This is a genomic window from Mesorhizobium sp. WSM3868, from assembly GCF_002294785.1.
Classification (GTDB): domain Bacteria; phylum Pseudomonadota; class Alphaproteobacteria; order Rhizobiales; family Rhizobiaceae; genus Mesorhizobium.
Genome location: NZ_NSGB01000018.1, coordinates 91,320 through 106,399 on the forward strand (window position 1 = coordinate 91,320; position 15,080 = coordinate 106,399).

The 15,080-nt window shown below is 64.3% G+C and carries 13 protein-coding genes; 5 read left to right on the forward strand and 8 right to left on the reverse strand.

Translation table 11 applies throughout. The features are described 5' to 3' along the window. Window positions 1-55: 55 nt before the first annotated feature. The 4 genes from CK221_RS24225 to CK221_RS24240 are packed head-to-tail and all read right to left on the reverse strand — an operon-like array spanning window position 56 to window position 3,944. Complete coding sequence (locus CK221_RS24225; protein WP_095779526.1) at window positions 56-1,372, reverse strand: MFS transporter; 1,317 nt, start codon at window positions 1,370-1,372, stop codon at window positions 56-58. A 32-nt stretch (window positions 1,373-1,404) separates the two neighbouring features. After that, entirely contained in the window at window positions 1,405-2,193 is a 789-nt protein-coding gene (locus CK221_RS24230; RefSeq protein ID WP_095779527.1) for an SDR family oxidoreductase, read from the reverse strand. A 1-nt stretch (window position 2,194) separates the two neighbouring features. After that, window positions 2,195-3,181, reverse strand: coding sequence for a D-2-hydroxyacid dehydrogenase family protein (locus CK221_RS24235; protein WP_245430728.1), 987 nt, complete (start codon window positions 3,179-3,181; stop codon window positions 2,195-2,197). A gap of 16 nt (window positions 3,182-3,197) precedes the next feature. Then, window positions 3,198-3,944 (reverse strand): RraA family protein, encoded by a 747-nt coding sequence (locus CK221_RS24240; RefSeq protein WP_095779529.1) that lies wholly within the window; start codon window positions 3,942-3,944, stop codon window positions 3,198-3,200. Between the two features lie 94 nt (window positions 3,945-4,038). Here CK221_RS24240 and CK221_RS24245 point away from each other — a divergent pair, with 94 nt between their 5' ends. Beyond that, complete coding sequence (locus CK221_RS24245; protein WP_245430729.1) at window positions 4,039-4,950, forward strand: LysR family transcriptional regulator; 912 nt, start codon at window positions 4,039-4,041, stop codon at window positions 4,948-4,950. A 105-nt stretch (window positions 4,951-5,055) separates the two neighbouring features. On the opposite strand, the gene CK221_RS24250 is transcribed toward CK221_RS24245, so the two are convergent. Then, window positions 5,056-6,087, reverse strand: a complete 1,032-nt coding sequence (locus CK221_RS24250; RefSeq protein ID WP_082980455.1) for an MBL fold metallo-hydrolase — start codon at window positions 6,085-6,087, stop codon at window positions 5,056-5,058. A gap of 227 nt (window positions 6,088-6,314) precedes the next feature. After that, complete coding sequence (locus CK221_RS24255) at window positions 6,315-7,784, reverse strand: MFS transporter (protein ID WP_245430730.1); 1,470 nt, start codon at window positions 7,782-7,784, stop codon at window positions 6,315-6,317. 92 nt (window positions 7,785-7,876) lie between these two features. On the opposite strand from CK221_RS24255, the gene CK221_RS24260 reads away from it, so the two are divergent. Beyond that, window positions 7,877-8,395: a MarR family transcriptional regulator gene (locus CK221_RS24260; RefSeq protein WP_095779531.1), complete on the forward strand. Its 519-nt coding sequence runs from the start codon at window positions 7,877-7,879 to the stop codon at window positions 8,393-8,395. Window positions 8,396-8,637: 242 nt separating this feature from the next. Here the strand turns inward: CK221_RS24260 and CK221_RS24265 are convergent, their stop codons facing one another. Together CK221_RS24265 and CK221_RS24270 are read right to left on the reverse strand one after the other, a co-directional pair. Beyond that, the gene (locus CK221_RS24265) at window positions 8,638-9,882 is read right to left on the reverse strand and encodes an FAD-dependent oxidoreductase (RefSeq protein WP_095779532.1); all 1,245 of its coding nucleotides are present in this window, start codon (window positions 9,880-9,882) and stop codon (window positions 8,638-8,640) included. A 4-nt stretch (window positions 9,883-9,886) separates the two neighbouring features. Continuing rightward, the gene (locus CK221_RS24270; RefSeq protein ID WP_095779533.1) at window positions 9,887-11,275 is read right to left on the reverse strand and encodes a PLP-dependent aminotransferase family protein; all 1,389 of its coding nucleotides are present in this window, start codon (window positions 11,273-11,275) and stop codon (window positions 9,887-9,889) included. A gap of 285 nt (window positions 11,276-11,560) precedes the next feature. Between CK221_RS24270 and CK221_RS24275 the strand changes: the two genes are divergently transcribed. From CK221_RS24275 to CK221_RS24285, 3 genes are read left to right on the forward strand one after another with little or no spacing between them, the layout of a single operon-like run. Continuing rightward, entirely contained in the window at window positions 11,561-12,739 is a 1,179-nt protein-coding gene (locus CK221_RS24275) for an ABC transporter ATP-binding protein (protein WP_095779534.1), read from the forward strand. After that, window positions 12,736-13,788 carry an ABC transporter substrate-binding protein gene (locus CK221_RS24280; RefSeq protein ID WP_066994707.1) on the forward strand — a complete coding sequence of 351 codons (1,053 nt, stop codon included), beginning with the start codon at window positions 12,736-12,738 and terminating at the stop codon, window positions 13,786-13,788. The genes CK221_RS24275 and CK221_RS24280 overlap by 4 nt, the downstream gene beginning before the upstream one ends. A gap of 9 nt (window positions 13,789-13,797) precedes the next feature. Next, window positions 13,798-15,078 carry an ABC transporter permease gene (locus tag CK221_RS24285; RefSeq protein ID WP_095779535.1) on the forward strand — a complete coding sequence of 427 codons (1,281 nt, stop codon included), beginning with the start codon at window positions 13,798-13,800 and terminating at the stop codon, window positions 15,076-15,078. Window positions 15,079-15,080: the final 2 nt, after the last annotated feature.

Here is a 15,080-nt window from a genome sequence, read left to right on the forward strand (position 1 = left end):
GAAATTCGTGAACGGCTGGTCTGAATGCCTGGCGCACGAGTGCGGCTGGAAGGACCTATCGTCTCGCGCGCAAAACCGAGGCTTGCGCGGGTGGCGAGGAAGCGCCGGTGTCGAGATGCGGCGCGGGCGGTTCATAGCCGGACGTCAGCTGAATTCCCCGCGTCTCGGGCAGCATCAGGGTCGCGGCGAATGCGATGCTGTAGCCCAACAGCGCGACAAGGCCGATCGCCTCCGCCAGGCTGATATGTTGCGCCAGTATTCCGATGCTGGATACGGCGGCCGCACCGGCCGCCTTACCGAAATTGTAGGCGAAGCTCTGACCGCTGGCGCGGATGGCGGAGGGGAAAAGCTCGGTGAAGAACGGGCCGAGCGCGGCATAGTTTCCGATGGTGAAGAAGCCGAACGGCGCACCCAGGATAATCAGCGACCAGCCGGAGAGCGGCAGGAACATATAGGCGATGGTGATCAGCCATGAACATACCAGAAAAAGCTGAAACGTCCGCCGCCGCCCGAGACGATCGGCCAGGTATGCGCTGGCCAGAAATCCGAAAAACGAGCCGCCGGTCACCACGAACAGGTAATATCCAGATGCGCTCGGCGACAGTTCGCGCACCGTCTTCATGAAGGTCGGCAGCCAGTTGACGATCGCACCGCCGACTCCGATCACGCCGAATGCCAGCAATGAAGAAAGGATCGTCACGCGCAGGGCGTCAGGCTGAAATATCGCACCCAGCCCGGGCCGAACGCCGCTCTTCTCGACGAGCTCGCGCGTTTTGACGAAGATCTCCGGCTCCTCGATCTTGCGGCGCAGATAGAGCACCAGCACGCCGGGGAGCACACCGATCATCAGCAGCACGCGCCATCCGTAATCCTGGGGCAAATGCGCCAGGACCACGCCAGCCAATATGGCGGCGGCGCTCCAGCCGATGCCGAATCCGCTCTGGACGGTGCCTACGGCCTTGCCGCGATGTTCGGCGCGGATGATCTCGCCCATCAGGACCGCACCGGCCGCCCACTCGCCGCCGAAGCCCAGCCCCTGCATGATGCGCAAGACCATCAGTTGCTGGAAGTCCTGGGCGAACCCGGCAAGGAAAGTGAAGGCGCAGAACCAAAGGATCGTGAACTGCATGATGCGGGCACGGCCGAAACGGTCGGCGAGATAGCCGCAGAGCCACCCTCCGATCGCCGCGGAGAGCAGCGTCGCGGTGGCCAGATAGCCGGCCTGCGCCGTCGTCATTCCCCAGGCCGCGATGAGGATCGGCAGCACGAAGCTGAAGAGCTGCGCATCCATCGCATCGACGGCCCAGCCGGCGAAACAGCCCCAGAAGGTGTTCCGCTCGCGCGACGTCAACTCCCTGTACCAAGTGAACATCTTTTCCTCCCGTTTTGTCGATGCGACGCTGGCTAGACAACCAGTGGCGTAAGTCCTCCGTCCATGGTCAGCGAAGCGCCCGTCACGTAGGAGGATCTTGCGCTGGCGAGGAAAAGCGCGGCATCGGCCACCTCTTCAGGATTTGCGTAGCGCCGCAGCGGAATTCGCTGCTCGTTCAGCCGCAGCAGTTCTTCCGGCGTCTTGCCAGTCACCCTGGATTCGACTTCAAGCGACAATTGCAGGCGTTCGGTCATGGTGGCGGCCGGATTGATCACGTTCACCCTTACGCCTGCATGCCCCCACGCCGCTGCCAGCCCCGCCGAGGCGAGCATCAGCGCCGCGTTGGCGGCGCCTCCCGGCAAATGCATGGGTGACGCGATCTTCCCGCCGGTGCCGACTATGTTGACGATCGTGCCGGCGCCCCGCGCCACCATCAGCGGCAGGACGTAGTCGGTGACGTTCATGTAGGTGAAGAACTTCGCGTCCATCGCGACACGCCATTTGTCCGGCGTCAGTTCGTCGGGGGCAACTCTCCTGGCGCCGCCGGCCGAATTGACCAGGGACGCGATCGGCCCCACCTGCTCCTCGAGCGCGGCGACCATTTGCTTTGCCGCAAGCCCGTCCGACAGATCGGCGGCGAAACTCGTTGCCGACAGCCCCTCGGCGGCCAGCTTTTTCTTGGCGTTGTCGAGGTTCTCCTGGCTGCGTGACACAATCACCACGCGGGCCCCTTCCCTGGCAAAGGCGCGTGCGCAGGCCAGCCCTATTCCCTTGCTGCCCCCGGTTATGAGGACAATTTTCCCGTCGAGCTCGAGGTTCATTTCAGTGATCCTGTTTCTGGCCGCCAGCGGAGTGGACATTGATCGGGGTTCCGCCCGCGAAGGCTACGATCTGGTCGAACGCATTGCCGTACGCGAACTCATAGTTGTCGCGCTCGACATAGCCGAGATGCGGCGTGCACAGGGCGTTTGGAAGCCTGAGCAGGGCGTCGTCCGGATTGGTGAGCGGCTCGCGTTCGAACACGTCGACTGCCGCCTTGCCGGGGCGACCGCTCTTCAGCGCCGCCACCAAAGCGCCCGGCTGGATCAGCTCGGCACGGCTGGTGTTCACAAGCAAAGCCGTCGGCTTCATCAAGGCCAGGTCGTCAGGCCCAATCGCGCCGGTGGTCTCGGCATTCAGCCGCAGATGCAAGCTGAGAACATCCGACAGCCTGAACAGGGACGGCTTGTCTTGTGCCACGCTGAAACCCTCGGCCTTAGCGCGATCCAACGAACCTTGGCGTCCCCAGACCAGCACTTCCATGCCGAAAGCCTTGCCGATCCGCGCCACCATCGAGCCCAACCGGCCGAAACCATAGATGCCGAGGACGCGGCCGCGCAGGCCGAGGCCTATGGTGGTCTGCCAACGGCCTTGCCGCAGCGACGCGCTCTCGAAAGGAATGTTGCGCATCGCCGCAAGAATCAGCCCCCAGGTGAGTTCGACCGTCGAATAGGACGGACGCGACGTCAGAGCGGACGAAACGACGACACCGTGCCTGTCGCAGGCCGCCAGATCGATGTGGGGAATGTGGCCGTTCTGGCTTATGAGCTTCAGCTTGGGAAGGCGGCTCAGCAAAGCTTCGTCGATCTTGGTGCGCTCGCGCATCAGCACCAGGACGTCCGCCTCCGCCAGGCGATCTGCCAGAATGTCGACATCCTCGATGATATCGGTCCAGATCGTGACGTCGTGGCCGTCCAGCCTGGAGAAGCAGTCCAGCGTGCGGACCACGTCCTGGTAGTCGTTGATGATGGCGACGCGAAGCTTTCTCACGGGGTGACCTATCGCCTCATGCATTGCCCGGCAAATCCGCAACGGAGGTACCGGCGTCGATTGCTTCGCACTTGGCCTCTTCAAGCGCCGACTTCCTCAGCGCCTTTGCCAGAACTTCGGCGGCCCGGGCAATCGGGATGAAGCAGACGCCGGTTTCGTCCGCAACGACGATATCGCCTGGAGCAACGCGCACGCTGGCGACTTGGATTTCGCCGTTGATCTCCACGGTCTCGATGCGCCATTTGCCGGTGACAGGCGTTATCTCGGTGGCCCAAAGCGGATATCCGACCCGCCGCGAATGCCCGAGGTCGCGAACGCCTCCGTCCACGATTGCTCCGGCCTCGCCCTGCCGTTTTCCGGTTTGGGCCGAAATTCCGCCCATGTTCGAAACGCCGGCAACGCCCTCGATCACCACAACGTCGCCCGGCAGCGCCAGGTTGTGGGCCTCGAACTCCGCCATCCGGTTGACGTGGTTTTTCGCCGTTTCGTAGACATGCTCGCGTTGCAGGATGTTGCGCACCGTAAGCGCCGGACCGACGATCGACACCGAAGGCAGGGTCGGCTTCAGAACCGATGCGCCAACCGCGCCGGTGATACCGAGCTCATCCATGATGTCCGAGATGACGCTGGTGGCGTCGCCGATCCGCTTGAAGCCGTCGATCAGATCCTTCGGCGGGCGCGGTACCCGCATCAGTCGAATGCGGTCGCGACTGATCTTGCCGGTGAGCTTCGGCAGCACATCCGCGAGAGCTATATCATTCATGCCTTATCCTCCGATCAGCGGCATCAGGATGGCTTGCCGCCATCAATGCGTCCAATTTAGAATCGACCAATGCATCATTTGCTGGGTGAATAACGTGCGCCTTGATCTGAACCTGATTGCGGTCCTTGAGGCCATCATGCTGGAGAGGAATGTGACACGTGCGGCCTCGAGCCTGGCGATGAGCCAGCCGGCGGTCAGCAATGCGTTGCGTCGAGCCCGCCGCCTCACTAAAGATCAACTTTTCCTCAAGACGGCAACGGGGGTCCAGCCCACCGCTCGCATGGTCGCGATGTGGCCCGACCTTCATCGCTCGCTCACGGCAATTCGCGCTTCTTTCGCGCCCGACGAGTTCGATCCCGCGTCGGATGCGACCAGTTTTCGCATTGCCGTCACCGACAGTCTCGCGATGGAAGGCGTCAGCGAAATTACGCTGAAATTGCAGGCCGCGTCGCCGCGCGCCCGCGTTTCCTTCGCGGTGCATACCCATGAAGGCTCCCTGGAAGGAATCGATCGCGGCACCCTTGACTGCGCCGTGGGCATGTTTGCCTCGCTGCCAAGAGAAATGCATGTGCGGAGCCTGCGGACAGATCGCTACGTTTGCGTCATGCGCGGCGGACATGACCTGGCCGATTGCCTGACGCTCGATCGATTCACCGCCGCGGCGCACGTCTTGGCGACCCCGTCCGGTCTGGAACGCGGCTTGGTGGATGGCTGGCTCAGCCTGACGGGACGGACAAGGACGATCGCCGTTGTGGTCAATCACTTTGCCGACGCGCTGAAGATTGTCTCGCGTAGCGACCTCATCACCTGCGTGCCGCTCGGCTTCTTCAATGGACCGTGGCGAACGATTGCGGATGGACGTGACCTGGTGGTGTGCGAGTTGCCGTTCGAAACCGAGAAGCTGCTCTACAAGCTGATCTGGCACGAACGACTGCAGCAGCACCCCGCCCACCAATGGTTTCGCGCGCTCGTGACGGACGCCTGCGGTTCGTCCTTCGATGGCTAGCTGGTTGGAGAAGCGCCGCTCGTGGGAACGACATGATCTTACGGCGGAAGCGACATCCAGGATGTCACTGGCGCAGATGGATCCGGCTTCCTCGCGGCACCAGTTCTAACCGTTCAGGGGCACATATGAGTAGACGTTCGCGGCGTCGCGCCGGACACGGCCAAGCCCAGGAAACGATATGTGGGCGCCGCCTACGATATAGCCGCTGTCAGCCGCATCGGCGAACGCGCGCTCGTGCACGCGCTCGGCTTCCGATGCGTCGGCGTCATACTGGATCGTGATGGACGGGTCCTTGAATTGTACCGCGGCGACATGCACGACGTCGCCCCACAGGACGATCTTCTCGCCCTTGCTCTCGACCACATACATTGTATGTCCGGGTGTGTGGCCATAGGCGGTTTGTGCGCGCACGCCAGGCACAAGATCGGTGTTGCCGTCGAATACGGCGAGCTTGCCGGCTTGCAGATATGGCCCGATCGATGCCATGGCGGCCTGAAAAAACCGCTTCGCTTCAGCGGGAGCCGCGTGCATGTTTGCCTCGCTCAGCCAGTAGTCGGTGTCGCGCTTTTCGACACGCACGACCGCGTTGGGGAAGGCTCTCTGGCCGTCGACCATGAGACCGCCGACGTGGTCGGTGTGCAGGTGCGTGAGGTAGATCTCATCGATCTGCTCCGGCCGATAGCCTGATGCGCTGAGATTGCTTAGCAGGTGGCCGGTGCCTGGGCCTAACAGGGACCCGGCACCAGCGTCGATCAGCGCCAGCCTGGCTCCGGTATTGACGAGAAAGGAATTGTGCGACGTCTCGACGACCTCGGTGAGATAGTTGCGTTTGAGTGCTTCCTCGATCCGCGCCGGGTCGCCCTGCAGCAACTTCGTCGCGGGGAGCATATTGCTGCCATCGGACAGCGCCGTTATCTCAAAATCGCCGAGCGTCAAACGATGGAACCCAGGTGCCTGGCTTTTGGCCATGGGCGCGCCAGCGAACAACGGCGTCGCCAGGCCGCAGGCCAGACAAAAGCAGCCGGCGGCCAAAAATGCGCGGCGGCTCGGATTGACGATGTCGCCGCTGGTCAGCCGGGGCTCGGCACCTCCGGTGGCGTCGAACAGGTGATCGAGAATCTTGCGAGGGGCGGTCATCCCAGAGCTCCATGTGCTTTTCGTCGAGGCCGCGACCCACCTGCGCCGAGGCCGGTTTGCGCGCACAGCGTTCCCGAGATGGGTTCCGCCGTCCAATTCAGAGTTCGCCGTCTGCATCATCACCCGGTTGAATAACGACTGATGATCATCATCCACCTAAAGCTCGCGATCGGTCCGTTCCTTCAGCCTCGCGGCTCGGAGCGGTCGCGCTGTTCCGGCATTTGAAATCACATCTCCACGGGCTGGGCGTCGGCCTGATCCTTGTTGAACCGCGGCAGCAGCCCGGTGCACAGGACCAGCATGACGACAATGACGAACTGACATGCGATGACTGTGCCGAAGGCGTGCGAAATGCTCGCCGGCTCCAGTGCCAGGTAGAGCGTGCCCAGGGTTGCGACCCCGAGCGCCAGGCCCGACTGCTGTAGGGTGATGAGGACGCCGCTGGAGACGCCCGCCAGATGCTTGGGGACATCGGCAAGCACGGCCCGGAACAAGCCCGAAAACAACATCGATTGTCCGGCCCCGATCACGACCAGCGGCACGGCAAATTCGATGAGGCTTACCCTTGGCCAACTGGACACGGTGACTGCGATCAACGTGACCAGTCCAAGCGCCTGCAGGAGACCGCCGGTCGCGAGCGCCCCGCGGCCGAAGCGGCCGATGATGCGCGGGCTGACCACTGAACCGATGAAGAACATCGCCGCCATCGGCAGGATAGCGAGGCCGCTTTCGAGCGGGTTGGCGCCGAGCCCGTTCTGGACGGTGAGCGCGAAGACGAACATGAAGGCGCCGAAGCCGACGCTAAACAGCGTGATCATGGCCAGGCCGCGCGACATCGAGGGCAGCTTGAGCAGCGACGGCGGCAGCAATGGCATCTCGCCGCGCGCTTCGGCGGCCCTTTCGACGACCACCGTCGCGACGGCAAGCAAGACGGCTGCAGCCAGCATTGCCCACGTCCATGCCGGCCAGCCGAGCGAGTGGCCTTCGGTCAGCGGCACCAGCAGAGCCGTCAGCGTGGCGGCGAAAAGTACAGTGCCGGCGACGTCGATGCCCGCGGGGTGCGGCGAGCGGTTGGCTGGCACGACCGCCCGCGAGGCGAAGAACACGATGACGCCGAGCGGAATGTTGATCAGGAAGATCGGCCGCCAGGAGGTGCCGAACAGATTGGCGCTGACCAGCAGTCCGCCGGCGAGTTGACCGACAACCGCGGCGATGCCCGAGGTCGCGCCGTAAAGCGCGATGGCCCGGGTCTTGCGTTCGCCTTCCAGCGTGGCCTGGAAGGTCGCAAGCACCTGCGGCACGAGCATCGCCGCCATTGCGCCCTGGACCAGGCGGGCGGCGATAAGGAGATCGATGGTGGGTGCCAGACCGCAGGCGAGAGAGGCGAGGATAAACCCGGAGAGCCCGACCAAGAACAGGCTATGGCGTCCAAAACGATCGCCCAGCCTGCCGCCGAGAACGAGCATGGCGGCGTAAGCCACACCATAGACTGAAACCACCAGCTCAAGTGCGGCCGGCGTAGCCTGCAGCGAGGTGGCGATGGTCGGCAGCGCCACGTTGACGATGAAAAAGTCGGCGATCGGCAGGAAGGCGCCGGCGAGCAGAACGTACACGCCAATCCCGTGCAGCCCGCCGGCGCGGGCCATGGAACGAGGTGTGTGCCAAGCTTGCCCGGCGGCGATTGTCGAGTTGGTCATCCGAACCTCCAGATGTGTATGAAATCATAGTTATGTTGTCATAATGATTATGCTCGTATACATAGCCGTTCGAAGTCTGTAAACTGCGCCCTATGGAAACCGACCCGGAATCGTCCGCACGCAAAGCTCCCCCGGCTGTTCGCTGGGCGGACCTGGCCGACCTCATCCTCATCATTGCCCGTGAGATTCAGTTTCGCGGTTACAGGGACGAGAAAGCGCTGTCGCTGTCGCAATCGGAGGGCATGGTGATGCGCCACCTGGTTGCGCACGCTTCCGCAACGCCCAGCCAGATCGCGACGGCGACCGGGCTGCAGCGCACCAATGTTTCCACCGTGCTGCGCGACCTGGAAGGCAAGGGGCTGATCGAGCGCCATGTCGACCCGCAAGATCGCCGGGGCGTCAGCGTCCACCGCACCCGGCGGGGCGCCCACAATTACGCCTTGGTGCGCAAGGAGTGGGCAACTGCCGTATCCGAGGCCGCCGGCGGCGACACACGCAAGCTCAATGCCGCGCTTGAGCTTCTCAGATCCATCGAAGCCGGCCTGACCGCAACGCGACCGATAGACGGCGACGGTCCGGGGCGAGTTTCCGCCCGCCGCCGGAACCTCTAATGCCGAACGGCGCGAGAGAGAAGCAATCTCGACCGCAAGTCAATAGCGGCCAGCCCTGTATCTCGTAAGGCTGCCGGCGGTCAGGACATCTTCAACAAGCGCACTCTGGCAACGCGGTACGGCCATGCGTCAGCGCGAGGTTCTGTTGTCGCAACGCTTGCTTTCAGGTGCCGGCAACGTTGATCTTAACCGCCGAGATGCGGGGCATCACCGCCTCGCGGTCAAACGTGGGATTCGCCTGTTTAGAACCGGGCCGAGCTGAAGGCGGACAGCAATGTGCTGTCCTTTCCGTCAATCACGCCGGCGACTAATCGGGCAGTAATTGGTGCGAGGGTGAGTCCGAGGTGACCGTGGCCGAAGGCGTAGATCACGTCCGGCGATTTCCTCGAGGGTCCGATCACAGGGCGCGAGTCCGGCAGGGACGGCCGGAAGCCTAGCCATTGCGACGATGGCTGGCCGAGATCGGGGAAGAACTGCCGCACGCCGCGATCGAGCAGCGCCAGCCGGCGCGGATTGGCCGGTGCTTCGAGCCCACCCAGCTCGACGGTGCCGGCAACTCTCAGCCTGCCGTCCATCGGCGTCATGTAGAAACCGAGATCGACCGGGCAGACCGGCCGGTTGAGCAAAGGTGTCGTGGTCGGAAACTCGAGATGATAGCCGCGCTCGGTCTCCAACGGGATCCGGTCGCCGGCCTGGGCAGCGAGCGGCCGTGACCGCGCGCCCGCCGCAATCACTACTTTTTGCGCCGTGACGGCGAGGCCCGGGCCGCTCAGCCGCACGCCGCCTGCCCCCGTTGCGAGGCCGGTGACGCTCGCGCGCATGAGTTGAGCACCCCTGGCGGTAGCGGCTGCCGCCAGCCGCGCCATCACCGCCTTGGGATCGCTGACATTGATCGAATCCGGGAAATAGAGCCCCTGGGTCTCGAACGCCGCCAGCCGCGGCTCCAGCGCGCCCACCTGATCGGCGGTCAGAACCTGCTGATGAACGCCGAGCTCGGCGCGCAAAGCCCGTCCACTCTCGGAGGCGGCAAAATCGCTGTCGCGGCGATAAACATAGAGGCAGCCATTGCGGCGCATAAGATCCTGAAGTCCGGCCTCCTGCACCATTTCGCCCCAGGCCGGCAGCGCTTCGGCGAGCAAGCCGGCAAGCGCCAGTGCATTGGCGCGGGTTGCCGCCGGCAGCGACTGGCGGACAAAGCGGATGAGCCATGGCGCGAGCTGGAAAAGCGCTGCCCAGCGCAGCGAGAACGGGCTTTCGGGATCGAGCAGCAGCTTCGGCAACGCGCGCAGCACGCCGGGATTGCCGACCGGCATGCAGGCATATTCGGCGATCGTGCCGGCATTGCCGAACGAAGCGCCCGAGCCGGGCTCGTGCGGGTCGATGAGCAGGACCTCGCGACCCTCGCCGGCAAGGCGCAAAGCGGTCGCCAGGCCGACGACGCCGGCGCCGATGATGGCGATGTCGACTGATTTCGGCGCGGAGGCCATGGTCTTAGACAAAGCCAGGCAGTTGCAGATGGCCGGCGGCGAGCAGCTCGGCCATGGTGGTGAGCGCCGAGCGCAGATCCTCTTGCGATCGCGCCGCGCCGACATTGATACGCACGCCGTGCTGGACCGGCTCGCGGCCGACGGCGAAGGCATCGCCTGGCAGGACGGCGACACCGCGCTCCAGGCAGGTGCGGGCAAAGCCCGCGCCGCGCCACGGCTCGGGCAGGCGCAGCCAGGCATGGGTCGAGGTCGGGTGGCTCTGGATGTCGAAGCGGCCTAGGATGTCGCTCAGGATAGCCTGACGCTGGCGCAGTTCCTGTTTTTGGATGTCGATGATGCGGGCGGCTGCGCCTTCCTCGAGCAGCCTGGCGCCGATCAGCGCGGTTAAAGGGCTGATGCTCCAGCAGTTGATGCGCAGCGCCGCGGCGACCTGGCCGGCGATCGGGCGCGGGGCGATGACGAAGCCGAGGCGCAGGCCGGGCGCGACGCATTTTGACAGCGCGCCGAGATGGATCGTCAGCTCCGGCTCGAGGCTGGCGAAGGACGGCGGCGGATCGTCGGCCAGCGGCCGGTAGACGTCGTCCTCGATGATCAGCACGTTGTGGCTCCGGGCGACCGCGGCGAGTTCGCGCCGACGCTCCTGGCTCAACGTGATTGTCGTCGGATTGTGCAGCGTCGGCACGAGGAATACCGCGCGCGGGCGAAGCTGCGCGCAAGCTGCCTCGAAGGCGTCCGGCCGCATCCCACCGCGATCCATGGCAACGCCCCTGAGATCAAGCCCGTGCACGCGGCAGAGCGCATTGATGCCCTGGTAGGTCACCTCGTCGGCCAGCACCACCTCGCCCTGCCGGGTGACGGCGCCAAGAACGCAGTCCAGGCCATGCTGGGCGCCGGCGGCGAGCACGACGCGGCCCGGGTCCCCTTCACCGGCGACGGTTTTGAACCAATCGGCGACCGCGACACGGCCCCAAAGCGGTCCCTCCGGCGGATGATAATCCTGCAACGAGGCGTAGTGGCGATCCTTGGAAAGACGCGGCATCAGCGCCGCAACGGCGTCGAGATAGGCTGACGTAGGCGGCCGGTTGACCGAGAGGTCGATGACGCCGCTCTGGTCGCTCGGCGCTGACACGAAGCCCGGCCGCTCGGCGATGTCGCGGGCGGCAACCGTTGTGCCGCGTCCGGGACGCGCCTCAAGAAGGCCTTGCTCCTGCAGGGTGGACAACGCCCGTGTCACGGTCGTGACATTGATGCCCAGGGCGCGCGCGATCTCGCGTTGCGGCGGCAGCCGGTCGCCGACGGCAAGCGTGCCGGTTGCGATGCGTTCGGCGATCGCGTCGGCAAGGCGGCGATAGACAGGGCTTTCATCCTCGGTGAGGCGAAGATTTTCGAGCATGCGGATTTCGAACTGCGGCTGATACTGAGTTGTCGGGCATTTAGCATAAGACAACGATCCCGACAATAGAAGTTGTCCTACACTCAACTTCGGAAAATTATCACACAATGCAGCATTTTACGGCTTGACGGGCAAACTTGTCCGCATCTATGGTCAGTTCCAGCCTAATTGTGTGACCATACAAGTCGGACGGCGCGCGTAGTTCGGCGGGCCGGTACCGGGAGGACGAGGCATGGACCGCAAGCCATTTAATCAATCGCCCGCTGGCAGCCGGGGTTGAAGGCGATGAGCGCCAGCCAAGCCGTTGCGCCGGCCCACGGAGTTGCCACCGCGCGTCCCGTGCTGGCGAGCGCCGGGCCAGGCTTCGTCGAATTCGCCGAGGTCGAGAAATCCTATGACGGGCGGACCTTCGCGGTGACGCGGATGAACCTCAGCGTCGCGCGCGGCGAGTTCTTGACGCTGCTCGGGCCGTCCGGTTCCGGCAAGACGACTACGCTCAACATGCTCGCCGGCTTCGAGCGGCCGACGCATGGCACGATCACGCTGGAGGGCCAGCCGGTGGACCGATTGCCGCCCTATCAGCGCAACATCGGCATGGTGTTCCAGAACTATGCATTGTTCCCGCATATGACGGTCGAGGAGAATGTCGGCTTTCCGCTGTCCGTCCGCCAGGTGAGCAAGGCGGACATCGCGGCCCGCGTCGGCCGCGTGCTCGACATGGTGCGGCTGAAGCAATTCGGCGACCGCCGCCCGGCGCAGCTTTCCGGCGGCCAGCAGCAGCGCGTGGCGCTGGCCCGGGCGCTGGTGTTCCAGCCGAGCTTGGTGCTGATGGACGAGCCGCTCGGCGCGCTCGACAAGAAGTTGCGCGAGCACATGCAGCTCGAGATCAAGCAGATCCATACGATGCTCGGTGTCACCATCGTCTATGTTACGCATGACCAGAGCGAGGCGCTGACGATGTCCGATCGCGTCGCGGTCTTCAATCAGGGCGGCATCGCCCAGGTCGGCTCGCCTGACGATCTCTACAACACCCCGCAAAGCTCATTTGTGGCGAGCTTCATTGGCGAGAACAACACGCTGGAAGGCGTGGTCGACCGCGTTTGGGGGGAGCAATGCCGCGTCCAGTTGAACGGCGGCGGCGAGATCGCCGCGCTGGCGGTCGGCGTGACGCAAGGCAGTCCCTGCCACGTCGCCATCAGGCCCGAGCGGCTCAGCCTGTCGGCCGCCGCCGATGGCGGCAACGCACTGGCGGCAACTGTCGATGGGCGCATCTATCTCGGCGACCACCTGCGGCTTCTGGCCAGGCTCGCCAACGACCAGGTGCTGACCGTCAAGCTCGGCCCCGAAGCAACGATGGCGAATGGTGAGACCGTGACGGTCTCCTGCGCGCCCAACGATTGCCGCGCCTTTCCGGCCGATGCCGGAACGGGTGGTACCATTCCAAAACAGGGGAAAACGACATGAAACATCTGAGAACACGTCTGATCGCCCTCGCGGCCGCCACGGCGTGCATGACCATCGCCGGCGCCGCCTTCGCCGAGGAGCTCTCGATTATGGCGAGCGGCGGCGCCTGGCAGGACGCTCAGCGCAAGGCCTGGTTTGAGCCCTTCGCCAAGGAAACCGGCGCCAAGATCCTCGAGCAGGAATATCTCGGCGATCTCGGCAAGGTCAAAGCCATGGTCGAGACGGGCAACGTGCCGATCGACCTGGTGACAGTGGAAACGGCGACCGTGCTGCAGGGTTGCGACGCAGGCATCCTCGAACGGCTCGACTATGCCAAGATCGGGCCGCGCGACAAGTTCATCGAGGGCTCGGCGCTGGATTGCGGTGTCGGTCTCGACGCTTACGGCGACATCCTCGCCTATGATCCGACCGTGCTCAAGGAAGCGCCGACCTCGGTTCTCGACCTCTTTGACACGAAGAAATTCCCGGGCAAGCGCGCCATGCGCAAGTTCCCGGCGCAGAACCTCGAATGGGCGCTGATGGCCGACGGCGTGGCGCCGGCGGACGTCTACAAGGTGCTGGCAACGCCGGAAGGCGTCGACCGGGCCTTCAAGAAGCTCGACACGATCAAGAAGGACATCGTCTGGTGGGATGCCGGCGCGCAGCCGGCGCAGCTTCTCGCCTCCAAGGAAGTGGTGATGACCACCGCCTGGAACGGCCGCATCCAGAACGCCATCGACACCGACAAGAAGCCATTCAAGATCGTCTGGAACAACCAGATCCTCGAATATGACATGATCGCCATTCCGAAGGGCGCGCGCAATCCGGAGTTGGCCTACAAATACCTCGCCTATATCAGCCAGCCCGAGAACAACGCCAAGCTCGCCAGCTACATCACCTACGGGCCGGTGCGCACCGACGCGGCGTCCTTCGTAGCGGCTGACGCCTTGCCCAAACTGCCCAACGCTCCCGACCATCTAGCAGGCGCCTATCTGGTCGCCGACACCGAGTTCTGGGGCGACTATGGCGAGGACCTCGTCAAGCGCTTCAACGCCTGGCTGGCCCAGTAGGAAGGCGAGATGTCGGCGCTCCAGCCCAGCGAACTCGACCGGCCGACGCTGGCCCGCGACCGGTCAGCCGCCGACGCGGATCTCAAATCAGTGTCGGCGGCGCTCCGGCGCGCCGAATTCGGCGATCGGATGCGTTCGCTGCTGCTGGCGGCGCCGCTGCTCGTGCTGCTGGCGCTGAGCTTCGGCATCCCGATCGTGCTGCTGCTGTCACGCGCCGTCTATGATCCCACCATCGCGGATGCCTTGCCCAAGACGACCGTGGCCCTGGCCGGCTGGAGCGGCCAGGGCCTTCCGGGCGACGATGCGTTCGCGGCGCTCGCGGCGGACCTCAAGGACAACCAGGCCAAGGGCACGGCCTATGAACTTGCCAAGAGCCTGAACGCCCGCTTGCCCGGCGCGCGCAGCCAGGTGCTGAAGACGGTGCGCAAGCTCGAAAGCGCCGACGGCCAAGCCGCGCTCGAGGCCATGAAATCGGTGCCGTTCTGGTCGGCGCCGTCGACATGGCCGACGATCCGGAGCGGCACAAACAGCCTCACTTCGTTCTATCTGCTCAGCGCGCTCGACCTGCGCTGGAACGCCGCTGGCGGCATCGAACGGGTGCCGCCGGAGCAGGCGATCTTCATCCAGGTGTTCCTGCGCACCTTCTTCGTCGCGGCGTCAGTGACGCTGGCAACGCTGATCCTCGGCTTTCCGCTCGCCTATCTCATCGCCAACGTGCCGAAGGGATTGGCGGCCATCCTGATCGTCGCCGTGCTTCTGCCTTTCTGGACCTCGATCCTGGTGCGCACCGCAGCCTGGACGGTGCTGTTGCAGAAATTCGGGCTCGTCAATGATTTCCTGCTTTTTATCGGCGTCACCAGCGACCGGCTCGACCTGATGTACAGCCGCATCGGCCTGATCATCGCCATGACTCATATCCAGCTGCCGTTCACGTTGCTGCCGATCTACAGCGTCATGCGCACCATCCCGCCGTCGCAGATGAAGGCCGCCTATTCGCTGGGCGCCAGGCCGTTCACCGCCTTCCGCCGCATCTACATTCCGCAGGTGTTCCCGGGCGTGATGGCCGGATGCATGCTCACCTTCATCCTGTGCCTCGGCTATTACATAACTCCGGCGCTGATCGGCGGGGCGAGCGATCAGCTGATCAGCAATTTCATAGCCAACTACGTCAATGTCGAACTGAACTGGGAGATGGCGGCGGCGCTGTCCTTCATCCTTCTCGTCTTCACGCTGGCGCTGTTCGGCATCTTTGCCCGTATCCTCGGCCTCGACCGCCTTAAGCTGGTGTAACC

Excerpts from the sequence above, each read along its gene's own strand:
- CK221_RS24285 (WP_095779535.1), top strand. The coding sequence starts at position 13,798 with ATGTCGGCGCTCCAGCCCAGCGAACTCGACCGGCCGACGCTGGCCCGC.
- CK221_RS24275 (WP_095779534.1), top strand. The coding sequence starts at position 11,561 with ATGAGCGCCAGCCAAGCCGTTGCGCCGGCCCACGGAGTTGCCACCGCG.
- CK221_RS24270 (WP_095779533.1), bottom strand. The coding sequence starts at position 11,275 with ATGCTCGAAAATCTTCGCCTCACCGAGGATGAAAGCCCTGTCTATCGC.
- CK221_RS24230 (WP_095779527.1), bottom strand. The coding sequence starts at position 2,193 with ATGAACCTCGAGCTCGACGGGAAAATTGTCCTCATAACCGGGGGCAGC.
- CK221_RS24280 (WP_066994707.1), top strand. The coding sequence starts at position 12,736 with ATGAAACATCTGAGAACACGTCTGATCGCCCTCGCGGCCGCCACGGCG.
- CK221_RS24255 (WP_245430730.1), bottom strand. The coding sequence starts at position 7,784 with ATGACCAACTCGACAATCGCCGCCGGGCAAGCTTGGCACACACCTCGT.
- CK221_RS24260 (WP_095779531.1), top strand. The coding sequence starts at position 7,877 with ATGGAAACCGACCCGGAATCGTCCGCACGCAAAGCTCCCCCGGCTGTT.
- CK221_RS24265 (WP_095779532.1), bottom strand. The coding sequence starts at position 9,882 with ATGGCCTCCGCGCCGAAATCAGTCGACATCGCCATCATCGGCGCCGGC.
- CK221_RS24240 (WP_095779529.1), bottom strand. The coding sequence starts at position 3,944 with ATGAATGATATAGCTCTCGCGGATGTGCTGCCGAAGCTCACCGGCAAG.
- CK221_RS24225 (WP_095779526.1), bottom strand. The coding sequence starts at position 1,372 with ATGTTCACTTGGTACAGGGAGTTGACGTCGCGCGAGCGGAACACCTTC.
- CK221_RS24250 (WP_082980455.1), bottom strand. The coding sequence starts at position 6,087 with ATGACCGCCCCTCGCAAGATTCTCGATCACCTGTTCGACGCCACCGGA.